The organism is Burkholderia sp. 3C, from assembly GCF_054589155.1.
The window spans coordinates 58,462-80,129 of the sequence record NZ_BAAILN010000087.1 but is presented as its reverse complement, the minus strand read 5'-3'; the positions used below and the strand labels follow the sequence as shown (position 1 = coordinate 80,129).

The 21,668-nt window shown below is 69.8% G+C and carries 18 protein-coding genes; 8 read left to right on the top strand and 10 right to left on the bottom strand.

Annotated elements, in window-relative coordinates; translation table 11 throughout:
• Positions 1–27: 27 nt before the first annotated feature.
• Both ACYP33_RS15550 and ACYP33_RS15545 read right to left on the bottom strand, forming a co-directional pair.
• Positions 28–954 (bottom strand): hydroxymethylglutaryl-CoA lyase, encoded by a 927-nt coding sequence (locus tag ACYP33_RS15550; RefSeq protein WP_414450877.1) that lies wholly within the window; start codon positions 952–954, stop codon positions 28–30.
• A gap of 98 nt (positions 955–1,052) precedes the next feature.
• Entirely contained in the window at positions 1,053–2,009 is a 957-nt protein-coding gene (locus ACYP33_RS15545; protein WP_459622729.1) for a 2-hydroxyacid dehydrogenase, read from the bottom strand.
• Between the two features lie 217 nt (positions 2,010–2,226).
• Here ACYP33_RS15545 and ACYP33_RS15540 point away from each other — a divergent pair, with 217 nt between their 5' ends.
• The 3 genes from ACYP33_RS15540 to ACYP33_RS15530 all read left to right on the top strand — a co-directional run bounded on the left by ACYP33_RS15540 (position 2,227) and on the right by ACYP33_RS15530 (position 4,779).
• Positions 2,227–2,871, top strand: coding sequence for an RBBP9/YdeN family alpha/beta hydrolase (locus ACYP33_RS15540; protein ID WP_459622750.1), 645 nt, complete (start codon positions 2,227–2,229; stop codon positions 2,869–2,871).
• A 235-nt stretch (positions 2,872–3,106) separates the two neighbouring features.
• Positions 3,107–3,838, top strand: a complete 732-nt coding sequence (locus ACYP33_RS15535; protein ID WP_459622728.1) for a type IV toxin-antitoxin system AbiEi family antitoxin domain-containing protein — start codon at positions 3,107–3,109, stop codon at positions 3,836–3,838.
• A complete protein-coding gene (locus ACYP33_RS15530; protein WP_459622749.1) occupies positions 3,838–4,779 on the top strand; it encodes a nucleotidyl transferase AbiEii/AbiGii toxin family protein in 942 nt (313 codons plus the stop codon). Before ACYP33_RS15535 ends, ACYP33_RS15530 begins: the two co-directional genes overlap by 1 nt.
• Positions 4,780–4,824: 45 nt before the next feature.
• Here ACYP33_RS15530 and ACYP33_RS15525 read toward each other — a convergent pair whose 3' ends face one another.
• Complete coding sequence (locus ACYP33_RS15525; RefSeq protein WP_459622727.1) at positions 4,825–5,262, bottom strand: hypothetical protein; 438 nt, start codon at positions 5,260–5,262, stop codon at positions 4,825–4,827.
• 127 nt (positions 5,263–5,389) lie between these two features.
• Positions 5,390–6,799 (bottom strand): MFS transporter, encoded by a 1,410-nt coding sequence (locus tag ACYP33_RS15520; RefSeq protein ID WP_459622726.1) that lies wholly within the window; start codon positions 6,797–6,799, stop codon positions 5,390–5,392.
• 95 nt (positions 6,800–6,894) lie between these two features.
• On the opposite strand from ACYP33_RS15520, the gene ACYP33_RS15515 reads away from it, so the two are divergent.
• Positions 6,895–7,854: a LysR substrate-binding domain-containing protein gene (locus ACYP33_RS15515; RefSeq protein ID WP_459622725.1), complete on the top strand. Its 960-nt coding sequence runs from the start codon at positions 6,895–6,897 to the stop codon at positions 7,852–7,854.
• A gap of 253 nt (positions 7,855–8,107) precedes the next feature.
• Here ACYP33_RS15515 and dapA read toward each other — a convergent pair whose 3' ends face one another.
• Together dapA and ACYP33_RS15505 are read right to left on the bottom strand one after the other, a co-directional pair.
• Positions 8,108–9,001, bottom strand: a complete 894-nt coding sequence (gene dapA / locus ACYP33_RS15510) for a 4-hydroxy-tetrahydrodipicolinate synthase (RefSeq protein WP_459622724.1) — start codon at positions 8,999–9,001, stop codon at positions 8,108–8,110.
• Between the two features lie 127 nt (positions 9,002–9,128).
• Positions 9,129–9,326, bottom strand: a complete 198-nt coding sequence (locus ACYP33_RS15505; protein ID WP_459622723.1) for a hypothetical protein — start codon at positions 9,324–9,326, stop codon at positions 9,129–9,131.
• A 135-nt stretch (positions 9,327–9,461) separates the two neighbouring features.
• Here ACYP33_RS15505 and ACYP33_RS15500 point away from each other — a divergent pair, with 135 nt between their 5' ends.
• Both ACYP33_RS15500 and ACYP33_RS15495 read left to right on the top strand, forming a co-directional pair.
• The gene (locus tag ACYP33_RS15500; protein ID WP_414450885.1) at positions 9,462–10,481 is read left to right on the top strand and encodes a sulfate ABC transporter substrate-binding protein; all 1,020 of its coding nucleotides are present in this window, start codon (positions 9,462–9,464) and stop codon (positions 10,479–10,481) included.
• A gap of 297 nt (positions 10,482–10,778) precedes the next feature.
• Entirely contained in the window at positions 10,779–14,387 is a 3,609-nt protein-coding gene (locus tag ACYP33_RS15495; protein WP_459622722.1) for an indolepyruvate ferredoxin oxidoreductase family protein, read from the top strand.
• A 57-nt stretch (positions 14,388–14,444) separates the two neighbouring features.
• Here the strand turns inward: ACYP33_RS15495 and ACYP33_RS15490 are convergent, their stop codons facing one another.
• Complete coding sequence (locus ACYP33_RS15490; RefSeq protein WP_414443239.1) at positions 14,445–16,124, bottom strand: Na+/H+ antiporter; 1,680 nt, start codon at positions 16,122–16,124, stop codon at positions 14,445–14,447.
• A gap of 278 nt (positions 16,125–16,402) precedes the next feature.
• Between ACYP33_RS15490 and ACYP33_RS15485 the strand changes: the two genes are divergently transcribed.
• On the top strand, positions 16,403–17,707 hold the full coding sequence (locus tag ACYP33_RS15485; protein WP_414443238.1) for a sensor domain-containing phosphodiesterase: 1,305 nt from the start codon (positions 16,403–16,405) through the stop codon (positions 17,705–17,707).
• Between the two features lie 80 nt (positions 17,708–17,787).
• The gene (locus ACYP33_RS15480) at positions 17,788–18,498 is read left to right on the top strand and encodes a copper homeostasis protein CutC (protein WP_459622721.1); all 711 of its coding nucleotides are present in this window, start codon (positions 17,788–17,790) and stop codon (positions 18,496–18,498) included.
• 70 nt (positions 18,499–18,568) lie between these two features.
• On the opposite strand, the gene bioB is transcribed toward ACYP33_RS15480, so the two are convergent.
• The 3 genes from bioB to bioF are packed head-to-tail and all read right to left on the bottom strand — an operon-like array spanning position 18,569 to position 21,603.
• Positions 18,569–19,648, bottom strand: a complete 1,080-nt coding sequence (gene bioB, locus ACYP33_RS15475; RefSeq protein ID WP_459622720.1) for a biotin synthase BioB — start codon at positions 19,646–19,648, stop codon at positions 18,569–18,571.
• 36 nt (positions 19,649–19,684) lie between these two features.
• Positions 19,685–20,401, bottom strand: a complete 717-nt coding sequence (gene bioD, locus ACYP33_RS15470) for a dethiobiotin synthase (RefSeq protein ID WP_459622719.1) — start codon at positions 20,399–20,401, stop codon at positions 19,685–19,687.
• Positions 20,398–21,603, bottom strand: a complete 1,206-nt coding sequence (bioF, locus tag ACYP33_RS15465) for an 8-amino-7-oxononanoate synthase (RefSeq protein ID WP_459622718.1) — start codon at positions 21,601–21,603, stop codon at positions 20,398–20,400. The genes bioD and bioF overlap by 4 nt, the downstream gene beginning before the upstream one ends.
• Positions 21,604–21,668: the final 65 nt, after the last annotated feature.

The window sequence follows — 21,668 nt, the reverse complement described above, 5'->3', positions numbered from 1 at the left end:
ATGAAGAGTGAAAGGGCGGGGAGGCGATCAGGCGCTGGCCGCTTGCGCGTCGCCGCGCTTGGCGAGCAGCGCGCGGCCGGCGCGCGAGGCGTTGGCGCGGCCGAGCGCGCGCGAAATGAAGTCGCCGGCCTCGACGACTTCCATCAGGTCGATGCCGGTCTCGATGCCGAGGCCCTGCATCAGGTACAGCACGTCCTCGGTCGCGACGTTGCCGGTGGCGCCCTTCGCATACGGGCAGCCGCCCAGGCCGGCGACGGAGGCGTGGAAGATCTCGATGCCTTCGAGCAGCGCGGCGTAAATGTTGCCGAGCGCCTGCCCGTAGGTGTCGTGGAAGTGGCCCGACAGCCGCTCGCGCGGGAACACCCGGGCGACGGCGGCCAGCACCGCGCGCGTCTGCGCGGCGGTGCCCACGCCGATGGTGTCGGCGATGTCGATCTCGTCGCAGCCGAGCGCGGCGAAGCGCTCGACCACGTCGATCACGGCGGCCACCGGCACCTCGCCCTGATACGGGCAGCCGAGCGCGCACGACACGCTGCCGCGCAGCCGCACGCCGGCCTCTTTCGCGGCCCGCGCGACCGGCTCGAAGCGCGCGATGCTCTCGGCGATGCTGCAGTTGATGTTCTTCTGCGAGAACGCCTCGCTCGCCGCGCCGAAGATCACGACCTCGTCGGCGCGCGCGGCCAGCGCGTTCTCCAGGCCCTTGAGGTTCGGCGTCAGCGCGGAATAGAGCGTGCCGGGGCGGCGCGCGATGCCGGCCATCAGCTCGGCGCCGTCGGCCATCTGCGGCACCCATTTCGGCGACACGAACGACGCGGCTTCGACGTTGCGGAAGCCCGCATGCGAGAGCCGATCGACCAGCGCGATCTTCACGTCGGTGGGCACGAAGGTCTTTTCGTTCTGCAGACCGTCGCGCGGCCCGACCTCGACGATCTTCACGGCTGTGGGGGTGGTCATGCTTGTCTCCATCGTTCGGTGGCGCACGCGGTACGTGCGCCGGGTGCGATTGGCGGGCCGGCGGCGGATCGCGCCGCGCGGCCCGGCGGGTGCGGCGGCTAGTAGCCGCGCGCGAGATCGATGATGCCGGTGACGGCGTCGCCGCGCTCGAACGCGCGGATCTTCGCGGCGATCTGCGCGACCGCGCCGTCGCGTTCGGTTTCGGCCGAGACGTGCGGCGTGATGGTGATGCGCGGATGCGCCCAGAACGGATGCTCGGCCGGCAGCGGTTCGGTGTGCAGCACGTCGAGCAGCGCGCCTTCGAGCTGGCCCGAGGCGAGCGCGTCGAGCAGGTCCGGCTCGACCAGATGCGCGCCGCGCGCGACGTTGATCACGAACGCGCCGGGCGCGAGTTGCGCGAACACGCCGGCATGCAGCGCGCCGTGCGTGTCGGGCGTGCTCGGCAGCAGGTTGACGAGCACCTTGAGGCCTTGCGAGAACGCGTCGAAGCCGGCGTCGCCGGGGCGCGGGCTGCCGTGGAAGGTGGTCACGCCGTCCAGCGATTTCGCGCTGCGGCTGAAGCCGCGCACGGTCAGGCCGAGCCCGGCCAGGGCGCGCGCGACCTGCGCGCCGAGCACGCCGAGCCCGAGCACGCCCACCACGAACCGCTCGCGCGGGTGCGCATCGAGCGGCTGCCAGCGGTGCTCGCGCTGGAGCGCGGCGTAGTCGTCGAAACGGCGCAGATAGCGCAGCACGCCGTAGGCGACGTACTCGATCATCTGCTGGCCCATGCCGGTATCTTCGAGCCGCACGAGCGGCACGCCGGCCGGCAGCGTGCCCGGTTGTTCGCGTTCGAAGTCGAGCAGCGCGTCCACGCCGGCGCCGAGATTGAAGATCGCCTTCAGGCCCGCGCGCGGCGCGAGCAATTCGGCGGGCGGGCGCCAGACCATCGCGTAGTCGGCGGGGGCGGCGTCGCCCGGGTGCCAGGCGCGCAGCGTCGCGCCGGGCAGCGCGGCTTCGATGCCGGCGCGCCAGTCGGCGAACGAATCTTGGGTGTCGTGGAACAGGATCTGCATGAGTGCTTGGGTGCTGGCGGGTTGCGCAAGGGGGGGCGCGAAGCCGGCATCTGGCCCCGTCGCGCGGGAAACGGCCATTTTACGGCGTCGGGTGATCCGACGCCGCAGCGTCGAAATTGCAAAGCAGGAAAAATTGGTTCGCCGCCCGCGAGGCGCGGCCGACAATCGGTGCGTCAAACGATCGGAAACGGGTTCGCCCGCAAGCGAGGGGGAAGCGATGTCCATCTGCAGCAAATCGACGTGGCCGCCGCGTGTGGTGACCGTGCCCGGCCTGCACGGCAGCGAGGGAGCGCATTGGCAAAGCTGGCTCGAACGGCAGTTCGCGCGCTCGCTGCGCGTGGAGCAGGACGACTGGGAGGCGCCGCATCTGGGGCGCTGGGCCGGCGCGGTGCGCGACACGCTTGCGCGCGAACGCGGCCCGGTCGTGCTGGCCGCCCATAGCTTCGGCTGTCTCGCGACGGCGCATGCGCTGTTGCGCGGCGATCTCGCGCTCGACCCCTCGGTAGTGGCCGGCGTGCTGTTCGTCGCGCCTGCCAGCCCGCAGAAATTCGCGTTTGCCGGTGCGTTCGAGGCACGACGCCTGCCGGTGCCGTCGATCCTGATCGGCAGCGAGACCGACCCATGGATGACGCTTGGCGACGCGCGCGAGCTGGCGCGCCAGTTCGGCAGCGCGTTCGTCAATCTCGGCGATGCCGGGCATATCAATACCGCGGCCGGCTTCGGGCCGTGGCCGCGCGCCAAGTATTTCATCGATACGCTCGTGCATTGCGCCGCGCCGCTGCGGTTTCGCGAGGCGCGTGAAGAGGCGCGGGGCGATGTGTTCAGAGCGGCGGGGGAGCGGAATTTCGCGTTTGCGGTTTGAGGCGGGGGACGGGGATTGGATTGGGGACGGGTGGCCTGCGGGCCGCCCGTTTTGCTTTGGGGGTTGCGTTGTTTGATTGCAGATAATCAAATGTATCGGCCATTTTCTGCAAAAAAATAACGTCGGCCCTATGGGGCTGTGAATGAAACCGGTGCTGCGTCGATGCGTTAAAAAATTGCAAATTATCAAATGATTGCCATATATACTGCAATCAGATAACGCAACGAGCGCTTCAATGAGCAACAATTCCGTCCAACGGCTGATGCAGGAAAGCCCGCGAGGCTTCCCGATCGATTCCGAGATGCTTCGGGCATGGGGCGTCAGCGCCGCGCTGGCGTCACATATGGTCAAAGCCGGTTGGCTGCAGCGCCTGTCGCAGGGCGCCTACCTGCTGACCGGCGACAAGCCCGCAGGGGATGGCACGATCGCTTACTTGAGCCGGCGCATACCGGGCCTTCATGTGGGCGGCAAGACGGCGCTTGCATGGCAAGGCGTGCGTCATAACCTGGCGTTTCGCGAGACGGTCGTCTTGTGGGGGCAGAAGCCGTATCGCTTTCCCGCCTGGGTGGCCGAGCATCAGCCCTATTCGTACCAGACGACCGCGTTGTTCGACGAGCGTCAACCTTATGAGACGGGCTTGCAGCCGCTTCCGGCCCGCGATCCGGGCGTGCTGGTTTCGGTGCCGGAGCGCGCGGTGCTGGAGCTTGCCAGCGATGTCGGCAAGGGCCAGTCGCTGGAGGAGGCGCGCAATCTGATGGTCGGCCTGCGCAATCTCCGTCGCGATGTGCTGGACGAGTTCCTGAGCCACTGCACCCGGGTGAAAGTGGTGCGCCTGGTGCGCGACCTGGGGCTCGAAGCCGGTTTTTCCTGGGCCGACGGTTTGCAAAAACATGTCGATCGTCTGGGGCCGGGCAAACGATGGTCGAACAGAACACCAAACGGGGAGCGGCTGACACTCAAACCATGATGGACGAGATCTACGCAAGCACGGTCCGGTTGATGCTCGGCATCGCGCCGATCATCTTCGATACGCCGCGTTTCGCGATGAAAGGCGGCACGGCGCTCAATCTGTTCGTGCAGGACATGCCGCGCCTGTCGGTCGACATCGATGTCGTCGTGACCGACCGGAGCTTGTCACGCGAGGAGGCGATCGGTGCAATTGCCGAAGAGCTGGGGCGCGCGAGTGCGCAGATCGAGGCCGAGGGGCATGCGACGAGAACCTCGAGCGCATCGGGAAAAGCCAAGGGCGAGGACGTCAAGCTCACCGTGATTTCCGGCGATGTGTCTGTCAAGGTGGAAGTCAATTACGTGTTTCGAGGCACCTTGCTCGAACCCGTCATGCGGCCCCTCGTGCCTGCTGCGGAAGCCTTGTTTGCCACGCGCGTCACGGTGCCGACGCTTCATGAGTCCGAACTGTACGGAAGCAAGCTCGTTGCGGCGCTCGATCGCCAGCATCCGCGAGATCTGTTCGACGTGATGCGGATGTACGAGGGGTTCGGCTTGCGTGACGATATCGTCGATGCGTTCGTCGCGTACCTTGCCGGGCACAACCGGCCCATGCACGAAGTGTTGTTTGCCGGCCGACGCCCGATGGCGCGCGTCTACGAGGCCGATTTCGTCGGGATGACCGTCGAACCTGTCGGCCTCGATGCGCTCGAAGCCACGCAGGCACGACTGCATCGCGAATTGCCGGCTGCGCTGACAGAGCGTCAGCGTGAATTCCTGCTGTCGTTGGCGCGAGCCGAGCCTGATTGGTCCTTGATGCCCTGCGAGCACTTGTGCGAATTGCCGGCGATTCGATGGAAGCTGCACAACCTCGAGAAGCTCAGAGCGAAGAAGCCGGAAGGTTTTGCGCAGCAGGAACTGTTGCTGCGCGAGCATTTCGCCGCGCTGGATGCCGAGCGTTGAACCGGTGCCGGCGGTGCGCCGCCGATTCAGTCAGCACCTGCCGACTCACCCCCTTAACGGCCTCGATCCCGAATTCGGCACCGGCAACTGGCTCGGCGGAATGTTCGACGGCGGGCTCGCGTTGCCATTTCCGTCCGCGCTCGGTGCATTTCCCGGCGGCGGGGCCGGCGTGCCGGGGTCGCCCGGGCCGCCCGGGCCGCCCGGCGGCGGCGGTGCGGGTGGCATGGCGCCCGATGCCGCGTCGTCGCTCGGCGGGTAATGCACCACCGGCGGCGCGAGCGGCGGCTGGCCCGAGGCCGGCGTGGGCGCGGCGCTTGATGCCGCCGACGCATCGCCGTTGAACGCGCTGGCGTTGCCGTCGCCGCTGGCGGGCAGGTTCGCCGCCGCATCGGACGACGTCGAGGAGCCGTGATGCGAATCGTCGCTGCAGGCCGCAAGCCCCAGCGCGATCAACAGGACGGACGCGGCAGCCGGTCGGAACATCGATTACCTCCTTGGCGGGTTCGCCGGCGCGCGGGCAGCGGCGCGGGCGGGGCGCACAGTATCGCCCGCCGGTGCGACGGGCGTGTGAAGCGCGTATGAAGCGTCCCGCCGCCCGATCCTCGTCACCTCAGCGGGCCGCCGCGCGAGGGAAACACGGCAGCGCGAGCAGCACGACCGCGGCGGCGGCCAACCAGACGAGTTGCCAGCCGCCCCATGCCAGCAAGGCGGGGATGGCCAGCGGCGTCAGGAAATAGCCGGCATAGACGACCGTATTGGCCATGCCAAGCGCGGTTCCCGCGCGCTGCGCGCCGGCCATCGTCGCCAGTTCGGCATAGGCCACGCCGTGCCAGGCGGAAACCGCGATGCCGGCCGCCACCAACAGCAGCGCGGCGAGATCGATGGTCAGCGCCGAACGCGCTCCGCTGGCGGCGAACGTGGCCGCGACGAGCGCCGCGAACAGAGCGAGCGCCAGCCCGACCGTGCCGCGCACGAACGCGCGCCGGTTGCCGCGCCGGTCGGTCGCGCGTCCGCTCCAGACGCGCGACACCATGGCGCCAAGCTGGATCGTCACCATCGCGATGCCGATGCGCGCCGTGCTGAAGCCGGCGAAATCGTGCAGGAACACCGTCGCGAAGCTGAGGATGGCGAACTGCGGCGCGCAGAGCAGCCCGATGCCGAGTACGAGACGCCGCAGCGTTGGATCGCGCAGGGATTGAGTGGCGGAGGCACTAGCGGCATTGACGGCTCCAGTGGTTCTGGTGGTCTCGGTGGCCCCCGTGGTTCCAGCATTCCCAGCAGACCCGGCAGACCCAGCAGACCCAGCAGACCCAGCAGACCCAGCAGACCCAGCAGACCCAGCAGACCCGGCAACCGGCGTCACCTCATCCCCAGGCGGCTCATGCAGCCAGCGCCACGTCAGCAGCGCCGCCAGCGCCACGAACCCGCCCAGCACACCGAACACGGCCGCGAAGCCCGCGTGCGCGGCCAGCGGCGGCAGCAGCGCCGCGCCGAGGCCACCGCCGAACGGCACGGCGGTCTGCCGGATGCTCATCGCGAGGCCGCGTTCGTTGTCGCGGAACCAGCGCATCACGGCCCGGCCGCTCGCGCCATTGACGCTGCCGCCCGTCAGGCCGGTCAACGCCATGGCGGCAACCAGCCACGCGAGCGGCGGCGTCCAGCCGCCGCGCGGCACCATGCCGGCCGCCATCGCCGCCAGCATGGCCGCCATCGCGGCCAACCCGATGAGCAGCACGCGACGGTCGCCCCAGCGGTCGGCGGCCAGCCCCCAGGGCACCTCGAACACCGCCACGCCCAACCCGAGCGCACCGATCACGATGCCGAGCGCGCCGTTGTCGAGCCGATATGCGCTGCGCAGCGAGATCGCGGTAGTCGGAATGCCGGCCGCCGCCGCAGAGAACGCGACGTTCGCCAGCACGCCGACGGCCAGCACGCGCCAGCGATGCGCCTCGCCGCGTTCGGCGTGCGCGGGTCGCGCGAGCGGGGCTCGGGCAGGCGTCGAGAAAGAGGAGAGGCGCATGGTGCGGGTCCGGGAGTGGTTGACGCCGTCAGTGTCGCCTCGTAGATTCATGCTGAAAATCAGAAAGTTTTGTTTGAATCGTTCGATAAATCAGGATGATTGCCATGTCGCATACGAACTTCGACATCGCCGCGCTGCGCAGTCTGGTTGCCGGCATCGATCTCGGCAGCTTCGCGAAGGCGGCCGATCAGGTGGCGCGTTCGTCGTCGGCGGTCAGCGCGCAGGTTCGCAAGCTCGAGGCGCAGGCCGGCGCGCCGCTGTTCCGCAAGGCGGGGCGCGGGCTGGCGCTGACCGACGCCGGCGAAGCGATGCTGCGTTATGCGCGTCGGCTGATCGAGCTGAACGACGAGGCCGCCTCGGCGGTGCGCGGCGCGACGCTCGACGGCTGGGTGCGGATCGGCATGCAGGAGGATTTCGGCGAGAGCCTGCTGCCCGACGTGCTCGGGCGTTTTGCGCGCGCGCATCCGCTGGTGCGCATCGAGGCGCGCGTGGCGCGCAATACCGAACTGCTGGAACGGCTCGACGCGCGGCAGCTCGATCTCGCGCTGGTCTGGGGCGACCCCGCGGCCACCTCGGTGGCGGCGCGCGAGGGCATCGAGGCCGAACTGATCGCGATGGCGCCGATGTGCTGGGCGGGCGCGGCCTCGCCCGCCGCGCGGGCCGCCGCCGAGGCGTGGCGCGAGAACGGCGAGCCGTTGCCGCTGGTCGCGTTCGACCGGCCGTGCGCGTTCTTCGCGGCCGGTTCCGCGGCGCTCGATCGCGCCGGTTTGCGCTGGCGGATCGCCTTCACGAGCCCGAGCCTGGCCGGCTTGTGGGCGGCGGCCGCGGCTGGGCTGGGCGTGACGGTGCGCACGCGTTACGGGCTGCCCGCAACGGTGCGGCCGCTCGATGCCGCCGCACATGGCTTGCCGGATTTGCCGCCGTTGCCGCTGGTGCTGCTGCGGCGCGCCGAATCGCGCACGCCGACCGCCGAGCAACTGATGCGGATCGTCCGGCAGGCGGTGAGCCGCGCGGCGGATTCGGCGGAGGTTGCCGAGGATTCGCTGGTGGCTTGAGCGGGGCGGGTGCATGGATGATCGGCGCGCCGGGCCTGCCGACATCGCCGGCGCTCGGCGTGTGGCTGGCAACGCGCGACCCTCAACCGACGGCGCCCGCCACCGTCGGCGGCGATTGGCAACGCGCGACCCTCAACCGGCAGAGGCCGCCATCGTCGGGCAGCGATCGGCAACGCGCGGCCCTCAACTGGCAGAGGCCGCCCTCAACTGGCAGCGCTCGCCACCGCCCGATCACCACCCGCCACCTCACCCCTCACACCCCCCTCAATCCCGCCTCCACCGCCCCGATCACCCCCCGCATCCGCGCACGCAGCCCATCACTGGCCGGCACGAACGGCAAGCGCAAGCCGTCCGCGCAGCGCGCGTGCGCCGCCAGCGCCGCCTTCACCGGCGCCGGGTTCGGTTCCTCGAACAGCACCCGCACCAGCGGCTGCAACGCCACCGCGATCCGCCGCGCGCCGGCCCAGTCGCCCTGATGCACGCATCGGTAAGCCCGGACGTGCCACTCGGGGAACAGATGCGCAGCGCTTACGATCGCTCCGTGCGCGCCCACGCAGAGCGCCGCGAAGTTCTGGTTGTCGTCGCCGGAGAACACGCGCAGCGGTGTCTCATGGACGAGCCGCATCATCCGGTCGATCGAGCCGCCGCATTCCTTGATGCCCGCGATGCGCGCATCCTCGGCCAGCGCCTTCAGCGTGTCGAGTTCGATGTTCACGCCGGTGCGATACGGAATGTTGTAGACGAGCATCGGCAGATCGGCGGCCTGCACGACGGCCTCGAAGTGACGGCGGATGCCGTCCTGCGTCGGCCGCACGTAGGTGGGCGGCGTGACGAGCAGGCCGTCGGGCGCCAGCGAGGCCAGTTCGCGGGCGCGCGCGACGGCACCCCGCGTCGCGCTGTGCGACAGGCCCAGCACGATCGGCACGCCCGGCGCGGCGGCGCGCAGCATCGCGAATACGGCGGCCTGTTCGGCGTCGTCGAGCAGCGCACCCTCGCCGGTGGTGGCGCAGGCCACGAAGCCGGCGATGCCGGCCTCGACGTAATGCCGCGCGAGACGCGCGAGCGACGCGTGATCGATAGCCTCGCCTTCGCGCGACGTGAACGGTGTGACGATCGGCAGCCAGATGCCGGAAAAATCGATGGACATGCAAACCTCGGTGGGAACGTGGTGAAGGAAACGTTCCGCCGGCGGGCGCCGGACCGGGGTATGAGGCGGGCCTTGAGGCCCGAGAGCGTTCCCGTCCGGCTTTCGCCTGACGGGACGCGACTCCCCGTCAGTCGAGAAGTCGTTTTTTCAGTTTCAACACGGTTGCGCGCGCAAGCACGGCCGCGGCCGCATCGAACGAGCGGGCGAGGGTGGCAGGGCGCGGGAACGAAGGCATCGCGAACGACGACATGAACGTGAACCGTGAAGAAACGAGCCGCAATCTTAGCATCGGCCTTCGCGCGTTGACCAGCGCGAACCATGCCATCGGCTCTCCACGCCCAAGCCGCCAAATGACTTTTGGTTGTGACCTAAGCACGAAGGAGTCTTAGGGCGCACGCGCCGGGCTGGCTACAATCGCCGCTTACCAATGGCTGACAGACCACACAGGGGATAGGACTCGATGAATCAGACGCAAGGGATCGGCCGCTGGCTGATCGCGGGGGCGGCGGCGATGCTGGTCACGGCCGCACCGGCCGCGCACGCGGACACCGCGTTGCTGAACGTGTCGTACGACGTGACGCGCGAGCTGTACAAGGACATCGACGCGGGCTTCATCGCGGCATGGAAGCAGAAGACCGGCGAGACGGTCTCGATCCGCCAGTCGCACGGCGCGTCGAGCGCGCAGGCGCTGTCGGTGCTGCAAGGCCTGCAGGCCGACGTGGTGACCATGAACCAGCCGAACGACATCGACCTGCTGGCCGATCGCGGCCAGTTGCTGCCGAAGGACTGGCGCAAGCGCCTGCCCGACAGCAGCTCGCCGTATTCGACCACCATGGTGTTCCTGGTGCGTCACGGCAACCCGAAGCAGATCCACGACTGGAGCGACCTGGCCAAGCCCGGCGTGCAGGTCGTGATCGCCAACCCGAAGACCTCGGGCAACGGCCGCTATGCGTACCTGGCCGCCTGGGGCTACCAGAAGCTCAAGGGCGCGAGCGACGCGCAGGCCGTCGATTTCGAGAAGGCGATCTTCCGCAACGTGCCGGTGCTCGATTCGGGCGGCCGCGGCGCGACCACCACCTTCACGCAGCGCGATATCGGCGACGTGCTCGTCACGTTCGAGAACGAAGTGGCGCTGATGGATGCGGGCGCGAACGGCGAGCAGTTCGACGCCGTCTACCCGTCGGCCAGCATCCTGGCCGAGCCGCCGGTGGCGATCGTCGACAAGGTGGTGGACAAGAAGGGCACGCGCAAGGTCGCGCAGGCCTACCTCGATTACCTGTACTCGCCGGCCGGGCAGGAGATCATCGCGAAACATCACCTGCGCCCGCGCGACGCGGCCGTGCTCAAGCAGCACGCGGCCGAGTTCAAGACGCTCAAGACGTTCAGCGTCGAGCAGATCTTCGGCAGTTGGGACAACGTGCAGAAGACCCACTTCGCCGACGGCGGCACGTTCGACCAGATCATCGTCGACCGGAAGTAAGCGCCGGGATCGCAGCAGACGGCAGCACGCAGAAGGACGCGGAAAGACGAGAAGGCGGGAGCGCGCAGGCGCTTCCGCCTTTTTCATTGGTGCGTTGCAACAACCCCGAATGCACAAAGCTTGAGCGAAATTTCACTCGATATCGGTTGAAAACCTCGGTGAATTTTCTCGAATCGGCCGATCGGCCGGGGGATCAGGAAAAACATTTCTCGCGGGCGGGCAAAAAATAGCGAAAAAACCGCCGTGCCCCGGCCACGCCGAACCGGCGCGCCGGCGCCGACATCCGGAGACAGCCCCATGACCGCCCGATTGCCCACCGAAGGCACGCCCGCCCTCGCCGATTACCAACTCACCGACAACCTCACCGCCACCCACGGCCGCGTCTTCCTGACCGGCACCCAGGCGCTGGTGCGCCTGCTGCTGATGCAGCGCCAGCGCGACGCGGCGCGCGGCGTCGATTCGGCCGGCTTCGTGAGCGGCTATCGCGGCTCGCCGCTCGGCATGGTCGATCAGCAGATGTGGAAGGCGCAGGCGCTGCTCGACGCGGCCCGCGTGCGCTTCCTGCCGGCCATCAACGAGGAACTGGGCGGCACGGCGGTGCTCGGCACGCAGCGCGTCGAGGCGGATGCCGAGCGCACCGTCGAGGGCGTGTTCGCGATGTGGTACGGCAAGGGCCCTGGCGTCGATCGTGCCGGCGACGCGCTCAAGCATGGCAACGCCTACGGCGCGTCGCCGCACGGCGGCGTGCTGGTGGTGGCGGGCGACGATCACGGCTGCGTGTCGTCGTCGATGCCGCACCAGAGCGACTTCGCGCTGATGGGCTGGCAGATGCCGGTGCTCAACCCGTCGAATCTCGCCGACATGCTCGAATTCGGCCTGTACGGCTGGGCGCTGTCGCGTTTCTCGGGCGCGTGGGTGGGCTTCAAGGCGATCTCGGAGACGGTCGAATCGGGCTCGACGGTTGATCTCGATGCGCTCGTCACGCACTGGCCCGAGCCGCCGCCGTTCGACGCGCCGGCGGGCGGCCTGCACAACCGCTGGCCCGACCTGCCGAGCCTGACGATCGAGGCGCGGCTCGCGGCCAAGCTCGACGCGGTGCGCCATTTCGCGCGCGTGAACAGCATCGATCGCTGGATCGCGCCGAGCCCGCACGCGAGCGTCGGCATCGTGACCTGCGGCAAGGCGCATCCGGACCTGATGGAAGCGCTGCGGCGGCTCGACCTGAGCGCCGCCGATCTCGACGCGGCCGGCGTGCGCATCTACAAGGTCGGCCTGTCGTTTCCGCTCGAAACCACGCGGCTCGAGCGCTTCGTCGAGGGCCTCGACGAGGTGCTGGTGATCGAGGAGAAGGGGCCGGTGATCGAGCAGCAGATCAAGGAGCATCTGTACAACCGAAGCTCGGGCGCGCGGCCGCGCGTGATCGGCAAGCACGATGCTGCCGGCGCGCCGTTGCTGTCTGCGCTCGGCGAGCTGCGCCCGTCGCGGGTGCTGCCGGTGTTCGCCGACTGGCTGGCGCGGCATCGCCCGGCGCTCGATCGTCGCGAGCGCGTGGTGGACCTGATCGCGCCGGCCATCCTGTCGAACGCGGCCGATGCGGTCAGGCGCACGCCGTATTTCTGTTCGGGCTGCCCGCACAACACCTCGACCCGGGTGCCGGACGGCTCGGTCGCGCAGGCCGGCATCGGCTGCCATTTCATGGCGTCGTGGATGGAGCGCGACACCACCGGGCTGATCCAGATGGGCGGCGAGGGCGTGGACTGGGCCGCGCACGCGATGTTCACGCGCACCCGCCACGTGTTCCAGAACCTCGGCGACGGCACCTACTTTCATTCCGGACTCCTGGCGATCCGGCAGGCGGTGGCCGCGCGCGCCACCATCACCTACAAGATCCTCTACAACGACGCGGTGGCGATGACCGGCGGCCAGCCGGTGGACGGCAGCCTGTCGGTGCCGCAGATCGCGCGGCAGGTGGAGGCCGAGGGCGTGTCGCGTTTCGTGGTGGTGTCCGACGAGCCGCAGAAGTACGACGGCCTGCGCGACGCGTTTCCGCGCGGCACCAGCTTCCATCATCGCGACGCACTCGACGCCGTGCAGCGCGAGCTGCGCGACACCGACGGCGTGACGGTGCTGATCTACGACCAGACCTGCGCGGCCGAGAAGCGCCGCCGCCGCAAGAAGGGCGAGTATCCCGACCCGGCCCGGCGCGCCTTCATCAATGAACAGGTGTGCGAAGGATGTGGCGATTGCGGCGTGCAGTCGAATTGCCTTTCCGTCGAGGCGGTCGAGACGCCGCTCGGCCGCAAGCGCCGCATCGATCAATCGTCGTGCAACAAGGATTACTCGTGCGTGAACGGCTTCTGCCCGAGCTTCGTGACCGTCGAGGGCGCGGCGCTGAAGAAGGCGGCCGGCATCGCGTTCGACGAGGCCGCGCTGGCCGAGCGCGTGGCGGCGCTGCCGTCGCCCGCCGCGCGGCTCGAGGCGGCGCCGTACGACATGCTGGTGACGGGCGTGGGCGGCACCGGGGTGGTGACGGTGGGCGCGCTGATCAGCATGGCCGCGCACCTGGAGGGCAACAGCGCGTCGGTGCTCGATTTCATGGGCTTCGCGCAGAAGGGCGGCGCGGTGCTGTCCTACGTGCGGATCGCCGCGCGCGACGCGTGGCTGAACCAGGTGCGCATCGACACGCAGCAGGCCGACCTGCTGCTGGCCTGCGACATGGTGGTGGGCGCGAGCGCCGAGGCCTTGCAGACGGTGCGCCACGATCGCACGCGCATCGTCGTCAACACCCACCCGATCCCGAACGCCGCGTTCGTGCGCGACCCCGACGCGAGCCTGCACGCCGACGCGCTGCTCGACAAGATGCATCACGCGGCCGGCGACGCGCGCGTGTCCGAATGCGATGCGCAGGCGCTGGCCGCGCGGTTCCTCGGCGATTCGATCGGCGCCAACATCCTGATGCTCGGCTTCGCGTGGCAGCACGGGCTGGTGCCGGTGTCGCTGGCGGCGCTGATGCGCGCGCTCGAACTGAACGGCGTGGCGGTGGCCGCGAACCGGCTGGCGTTTTCGATCGGGCGGATGGCGGCGGGCGATCCGGCCGGGCTCGAGGCGTTGTGGCAGGCGCGTCATCCGGTGCGGGCCGCCGCCGCGCCGCGCACGCTCGACGCGCTGGTGGCGGATCGCGCGGCGCGGCTCGATGCCTACGGCGGCCGGCGCGTGGTGGCGCGCTACCGCACGCTGGTGGACGCCGCGCGCGCCACCGGCGACGCGCGGATCGCCGAGGCCGTGGCGACCGCGTTCTACCGGCTGCTGGCCGTGAAGGACGAATACGAGGTGGCGCGGCTCTACAGCGACGGCAGCTTTCGCGCCGCGCTCGGCGAGCAGTTCGACGGCGTGGCCGGCCGCGATTACCGGATCGCTTTCCATCTGGCGCCGCCCGCCACCACGAAGGCCGTTCACGGCGAGCGCCCGAAAAAGCAGCGTTTCGGCGGCTGGATGTGGCCGGTGCTCGGCGTGCTGGCGCGCTGCCGCGGCCTGCGCGGCACGCCGTTCGATCCGTTCGGCCGCACCGCCGAGCGCCGCATGGAGCGCGCGCTGGCCGACGATTACGCCGTCACCATGACGCGTGCGTTCGCGGCGCTTGCAGCGGGGAACGCGGGCAAAGATGGCAAAGAGGGCAGGGACGGCAACGCACAGGCCGTGGCGGCGCTCGCCGCGCTGCCCGCGAAGGTGCGTGGCTACGGGCCGGTGAAGCTGGCGGGCGTGGCCGCGATGAAGCGCGCCGAACCGGCGCTGGCCTTGCAGGCGGGCATCGAGGCGGCGACGAGCGCGGCGGTCGCGCAAGCGATCGACGCGATCAAGGGCGCGGGCGCGTTGCGCGGGATTCCGGTGGTGGTTGCGGCGAAGTAAGCCGGAGGAGCGCGGCTAAAAAACGACGGCCGCGCGGGCAACGCGCGGCCGTCGTGCTCAGGTCAGCCCTTTCTTGCGCGTCGTCAGCGCCGTCTCCGACAGGTCGATTTCGCGCATCAGCTTGGCGAGCGTCACGTCGTTGATCTTCTGCTCGGTGCGGATCCGGTACAGCGCCGCGCGCTCGGCGCGGATCGCCGCGAGCTTCATCTGCAGCTCCATGCGTTCGGCCTGCTTGGCTTCGGCGCGCAGCGTGGCGGCGTCGTCGCTGTCGTCGTCGTCGAGGCTATCGAGGCGGCGGCGGTAGAGATCCATGACGCGCGCGGTGATGTCGGTGCAGCGCGCGGCATCGGCTTCGTCGAGATCGGCGATCAGCGTGTCGTGAGTGGCGTCGATCGCGCGGATCGCCGCCTGCGCCGCCGTCGCGCGCGCCGCGCGTTCCTCGCGCAGGTGCGGGTTCGGGGTGGAGCGCAGGCCGCGCAGCAGCAGCGGCAGGCCCGCCACCGCCACCAGCAGCGAGCAGAGGATCACGCCCGAGGCGATGAAGATGGCGGTGTCGCGCCCGGCCAGCGGCGTGCCGTTGCCGAGCGTCACCGGCAGCGACAGCACGCCGGCCAGCGTGACCGCGCCGCGCACGCCGCCCACCGTCATCAGCGCGAGGGTGCGAAAGCCGGGCATGGCGCCGGTCATGCCGCGCCGCGCGGCGCGCTGGCTGGCGATCCAGCGCAGCAGCCAGATCCAGGTGAAACGGATCGCGTACAGCGCGGCCAGCATCGCCAGCACGTAGCCGATCATCGCGGCCACCAGCACGTCGCTCTCGTGGTGCGCCGACACCAGCGCGCGGCCGATGATCTGCGGCATCTGCAGGCCGAGCAGGATGAACACCATGCCGTTGAACACGAACTCGATCATCGACCAGGTGCTCTCGGCGCGCACCCGCGCGGCCACCGTGCTGCTGCGCGAGAAGCTCGTGTAATTCATCATCATCCCGGCCGCCACGGCCGACAGGATGCCTGACAGCCCGAAATGCTCGGCGATCAGGTACGACGCGAACGGGATCAGCAGCGTCATGACGATTCCGGGCGCCGGGTCGCCTTCCTGCGCGGCGTTCAGGAAGCGCGTCGACAGCAGGCTGAACAGCCAGGCCAGCGCGGCACCGGCCGCCAGGCCACCGGTCGCGACCAGCACGAAATCGAGCGACGCCTCGCGCAGCGAGAACACGCCGGTGAGCGCGGCGGCGATCGCGAACTTCAGCGCCACCAGGCCCGACGCGTCGTTCATCAGCGCCTCGCCTTCGAGGATGTGCATCAGTTGCGGCGGAATCCGGCCCTTCCCGGCGATGCCCGACAGCGCCACGGCGTCGGTGGGCGACAGCACGGCGGCCAGCGCGAACGCCACCGGCAGCGGCAGCCCCGGCACCAGCCAGTGCGCGAAGTAGCCGACCGCCACCACCGTGATGAACACCAGCCCGAACGCCAGCATCAGGATCGCGCGTCGTTGCAGGTACAGCTCGCGTTTCGGAATCCGCCAGCCGTCGGCGAACAGCAGCGGCGGGATGAACAGCAGCATGAAGATTTCGGGATCGAAGCTCACATGCAGCTTCAGGCGTGGCCAGGCCAGCAGCGCGCCGATGGCGATCTGCATGAGCGGCAGCGGCGGGCGCCAGGGCAGCAGGCGGATCACGATGCCGGACAGCGCGACCGCGAGCAGCAGGATGAGGACGGTGAAGACGATTTCCATCGATAAAGTCGGGTTCTCGTAAGGCGGGGGACCGGGCGAGTGTAGCGCGCGAAGATGAACGGCGTCGTGCCGATGCGCACCGAATTGGTGCTTTCAGGATCACGGCGCGGTGCATCGAGTCAATGGCGGCGCGGCTTTGCCCGGTTTTTGCCAGTGAGCACGGAGCTTGCTTATACCTGACGACAACACGGCGAAATGACCGAGGGTGCAATGATGAGCAGCGGATCGATAACGGGTCGCGTGCCGGCAACGGCGGCGGCCATCAGGAGGGACGTCGCATGTTGACCATGCAGCAGGAACGGCCGCTGGCGATGACGGCCCCGGTGTCGTCGGGTTCGCCCTACCGGTTCGAGCGCGAGGTGACGTCCGGCTTCGAGCGGGCGGCGTCGAGCCACCGTGATCTGGCGCTGTCGAGCATGTTTCAACCGATCTTCAGCCTGTCGCACCAGCGCGCCGTGGGCTACGAGGGGCTGCTGCGCGCGCACGATGCGCTCGACCGGCCGGTGTCGCCGCTCGACGTGTTCGGGCAGGCCGCGCGGCGCGGCGAGGCGATGCAGGTCGATCGGCTCGCGCAGGCGCTGCACCTCGAGAATTTCTCGCTGCTCGGCGCCGAGCGCGAGTGGCTGTTCCTGAACGTGCACCCGGGCGTGCTGACCGACCCGTTCCAGGCCGCCGCGCTGCTCGCGAACCTGAAGCGGCTCGACATCTCGCCGCGCCGCGTGGTGCTCGAAGTGCTGGAGCAGCGCGCCGACGATCTCGATCGGCTTGCCGAGGCGGTGCAGGAATTTCGCGGGCACGGCTTCCTGATCGCGCTCGACGATTTCGGCGCCGGCCATTCGAACATCGAACGGATCTGGCAACTGAACCCGGACATCGTCAAGCTCGATCGCATCATGCTGTCGCACGCGCAGCATCGCAGCGGGCAGATCGCGATCCTGCACGGGCTCGTCACGCTGCTGCACGAGGCCGGCAAGCTGGTGCTGATCGAGGGCATCGAAACCGAGCACGACGCGCAGGTCGCGCTCGCCTGCGAGGCCGATTTCGTGCAGGGCTATTTCTTCGGCCGGCCGGCCGCCGGGCTGACCGACGGCGCTGCCGCCTCGGCCTGCATCGGCGAGCTGACCGAGCGCTACCGCCTGCAGACCGAGGCGCGCGAGCGGCGCGACGCGCAGCGCATCGCGCCGTATCTGCGTGCGTTCGAACGTGCGGCCGAGCGGCTCGCGGCCGGCGAATCGCTCGACGAGGTGTGCTGGAACTTCCTCGCGCTCGACGACGCGGCGCGCTGCTTCCTGCTCGACGCGCATGGCCGTCAGGCCGGCCGCAACGTGGTGCTGCGCGCCGACCGCGCGTCGCACGAGACGCGCTTCCTGCCGCTCGCCGACGCGCAGGGCGCGAACTGGCTGCGGCGGCCGTATTTCCGCGCGGCGATCGCCGAGCCGCAACGCGTGCATGTGACCAAGCCGTATCTGTCGATCAACGAGGCGCTGCCGTGCGTGACGCTGTCGATCGCGGTGCGGGTAGACGATGCGGTGCGCGTGCTGTGCGGCGATATCGACTGGCACGAGGGGGCGTGGGCCACCTGAGCTGAGGCCGGCGCGGGGCGAGGTGCGGGGGGCTTCTCGGTTACGATGCCGGTTCCGCCGACCCAACCGGAGCCGCCTCCATGCCTGCCGCGCCGATCCTCCTCGAAGTCATCGCCACCACGCTGTCCGACGCGCAAACCGCCGCGCGCTCGGGCGCGGATCGTATCGAACTCGTCACCGGCCTGGCCGAAGGCGGCCTGACGCCGAGCATCGGGCTGATCGAGGCCGTCACGGCCGCCGTGGCGATTCCCGTCAACGTGATCGTGCGCCCGCATGCGCGCGGTTTCGTCTATGCGCCGGACGAACTGGCGATCCTCGAACGCGACACGCGTGCCGCGGTGGTGGCCGGCGCTTCGGGCATCGTGTTCGGCGCGCTGAACGCGCAGGGCGATATCGACACCGCCGCGCTGGCGCGCATCGTCGAGGCGGCCGGCGGCAAGCCGATCACGTTCCATCGCGCGTTCGACGTGTCGCGCGATCTCAACGCCGCGTTCGATATCTTGCTGAAGACGCCCGCCGTCACGAATGTGCTGACTTCGGGCGGGCACCCGTCGGTGCTGGCGGGGCGCGATGCGGTCACGCGGCTTGCGCGCCGTGCCGTGGGGCAATCGTGCGAAGTGCTGGCCGGCGCGGGGCTGACGGTGGAGACGATCGGCGAATTCGTGCGGATTACCGGTGTGCGCGCCGTGCATCTCGGCTCGGGCGTGCGCGAGCGCGGCGAGACCTGGGGGCCGGTGGATGCGAGGTTGGTGGGGAAGGTGCGGGCGACGCTGGATGGGGTGGGGCGCTAGGGCCGCCCAAAAACAAAACCGGCGCACCCCAACCCCTGTGCGCCGATCCCATTCAAGCCAAACAACCAACTCAGTTCGCCACCGGCCCCGGCGCGTGCGCGCACTTCACCGCGTCGGCCGCCGCGTCCACCGGCATCTGCTGCGCCGCTTCCGCGCGCATGCCGAGCCGCGCCAGCAGTTCGCGATCCTTCTGCGCCTGCGGGTTGCTGGTGGTCAGCAACTGATCGCCGTAGAACATCGAGTTCGCGCCGGCCATGAAGCACAGCGTCTGCATCGAATCGTCGAGCTGCTCGCGGCCGGCCGACAGACGCACCATCGCCTTCGGCATGGTGATCCGCGCCACCGCGATGGTGCGCACGAATTCGAGCGGATCGAGCGGCGCGGTGCCTTCGAGCGGCGTGCCCGGGATCGCGACGAGGTTGTTGATCGGCACCGATTCCGGATACGGGCTCATGTTCGCCAGTTGCGTGATCAGGCCGGCGCGTTCGCGGCGCGATTCACCCATGCCGATGATGCCGCCGCAGCACACGTTGATGCCGGCGTCGCGCACGCGGTCGAGCGTGTCGAGACGGTCCTGGTAGGTGCGCGTCGAGATCACCTGGCCGTAGAACTCGGGCGAGGTGTCGAGGTTGTGGTTGTAGTAGTCGAGGCCGGCTTCGGACAGCGCCTCGGCCTGGCCGTCGTCGAGCATGCCGAGCGTCATGCAGGTTTCGAGGCCCATCGCCTTCACGCCACGCACCATCTCGGCCAGCGGCTCGATATGGCGCTCCTTCGGGCTGCGCCACGCGGCGCCCATGCAGAAGCGCGTCGCGCCGTTCGCCTTGGCGGCGGCCGCCGCGTCGAGCACGGCGCCGACATCCATCAGCTTGCTGGCCTTCAGTTCCGTTTCGTGATGCGAGGACTGCGAACAATAGCCGCAATCTTCCTCGCAGCCGCCCGTCTTGATCGACAGCAGCGTGGAGAGCTGGATCGCGTTCGCATCGAAATGCTCGCGGTGCACCTGCTGCGCGCGGAACAGCAGATCGTTGAACGGCAGTTCGTAGAGCTTGACGACGTCGGCGACGCGCCAGCGCGGCGAGGTCGGCGCGGCGATGGTCACGGCGTCGGGCGTCTTGGCGGCGTCCGTGGCGACGGTGTGGGCTTGGCTCATGGTCGGGAGTCCTCGGTAAGAGCGGGGAGCGAATGGTTACGGCCGCGCGGCGCGCAGCGCCGTCAGCAGCCGGTCGATGTCGAGTGCCGCGGCGGCCTGGTCGGGCGCGGGCGGCGTCATATGGGCGATCTCGCCGATCAGCGGCACGCCGTGTTCGCGGTCGAGCCACTGGGCGACGGTGGCGATATTCTCGTCAGCGTACAGCATCGCGGGGTCGACGCGATTCGCGACCCAGCCGACGATGCGCAGGCCGCGCGCGGCAATCGCGTCGGCGCTCAGCAGCGCGTGGTTGATGCAGCCGAGCCGCACGCCCACCACCAGCACCACCGGCAGTTGCAGCGCGACGGCCAGATCGGCGGTGTCGCCGGTCGGGCCGAGCGGCACGCGGAACCCGCCCACGCCTTCCACCACCACGATGTCGGCCTGCCGGCAGGCCTGCGCGTGGGCGGCGACGATCGGCGCGATGTCGAGCGTCACGCCTTCCTGCGCGGCGACGATATGCGGCGCGGCGGGCGCCTTCAGCATGAACGGCGTGCGGATCGCGGGCGGCAGCGCCACGTTGGCGGCGGCGTCGAGCTGGTCGGCATCCTCGTTGTGCAGCACGCCGTCGCGTTCCTCCGCGCCGGCCGCGATCGGCTTCATGGCCGCCGCGCGCAGGCCGTGCCGCGCAAAGCCGTGCAGCAGCGCGGCCGACACGAAGGTCTTGCCGATCTCGGTATCGGTGCCGGTGACAAAGCAGGAGAGCGCGCTCATGCCGCCGCCTCCGCCAAGTCGGCACCGGCCTCGGCCAGCGCCGCTTCGAGCCGCGCCAGATCCTCGAACGAATGCGCGGCCGACAGCGACACGCGCAGCCGCGAGGTGCCGGCCGGCACGGTGGGCGGGCGGATCGCCGGCACCCACAGGCCGTGCGCGTCCATCGCGCGCATCGCGGCCAGCGTGGCGTCGTTCTCGCCGATCACGAGCGGCTGCACGGCGGTGGCCGAATCGATCGGCTGCCAGCGCGTGTTGCGCAGGATCGCGCGGGTACGTTCGATCAGCGCGGCCAGATGCGCGCGGCGCGCCTCGCCTTCGTCGCCGCCGATCAGCGCGAGGCTGGCCGACACGGCGTGCGCGACCGATGGCGGCGCAGCCGTCGTGAAGATGTAGCTGCGCGCGCGCTGGATCATCCATTCGATCAGGGTTTCGTGGGCGATCACGAACGCGCCCGCCACGCCGGCCGCCTTGCCGAGCGTGCCGACGTAGATCAGGTTCGGCGAGCGCAGCGCGTACGCGGCCGGCGCGCCGCGCCCTTGCGGGCCGAGTACGCCGAAGCCGTGCGCGTCGTCGATCACGAGCCATGCGCCGTGCGCCTCGGCCAGCGCCATCAGGCGCGGCAGCGGGGCGATCGTGCCATCCATGCTGAACACCGTGTCGGACACGATCAGCTTGGTGTCGGCCGTCGAGGCCGCGAGCAGCGCGGCCAGCGCGTCCACGTCGCCGTGCGGATACACGTGGATGTCGGCGCGCGAGAGCCGCGTGCCGTCGATCAGCGAGGCGTGGTTCAGCGAATCGGAGAAGATCGCCGCGCCGCGGCCCGTCAGCGCGGTCAGCGCGGCGAGGTTCGCCATGTAGCCGGTGCTGAAGTAGAGCGCGCGCGGCGCGTCGCAGAAGCCGCCGGAGAATGCGGCCAGCTCGTCCTCGAGCCGTGCGTGGGCGCGCGAATGGCCGCCGAGCAGGTGCGAGCCGCCGCTGCCGGAGCCGTAGCGGCGCGCGCCTTCGGCGAACGCCTCGATCAGCGCCGGATGGGCGGCCAGGCCCAGGTAATCGTTGCTGGCGAAGCTGACGATCTCGCGGCCGTCCACCGTCATGTGCGCGCTGCACGCCGTGTCGGCGATGCGGCGCACGCGGCGCAGCCCTTGCGCGTCGATCTCGGCCAGGCCGCGTTCGAGCGCGGCGAGCAGGTTGGGTTGGCTCATGCGCGCACCTCCGCGAGCGTGGCGTCGCGCGTCGCCCGGGTTTGCGCGGCGAGCAGGTTCGGCGT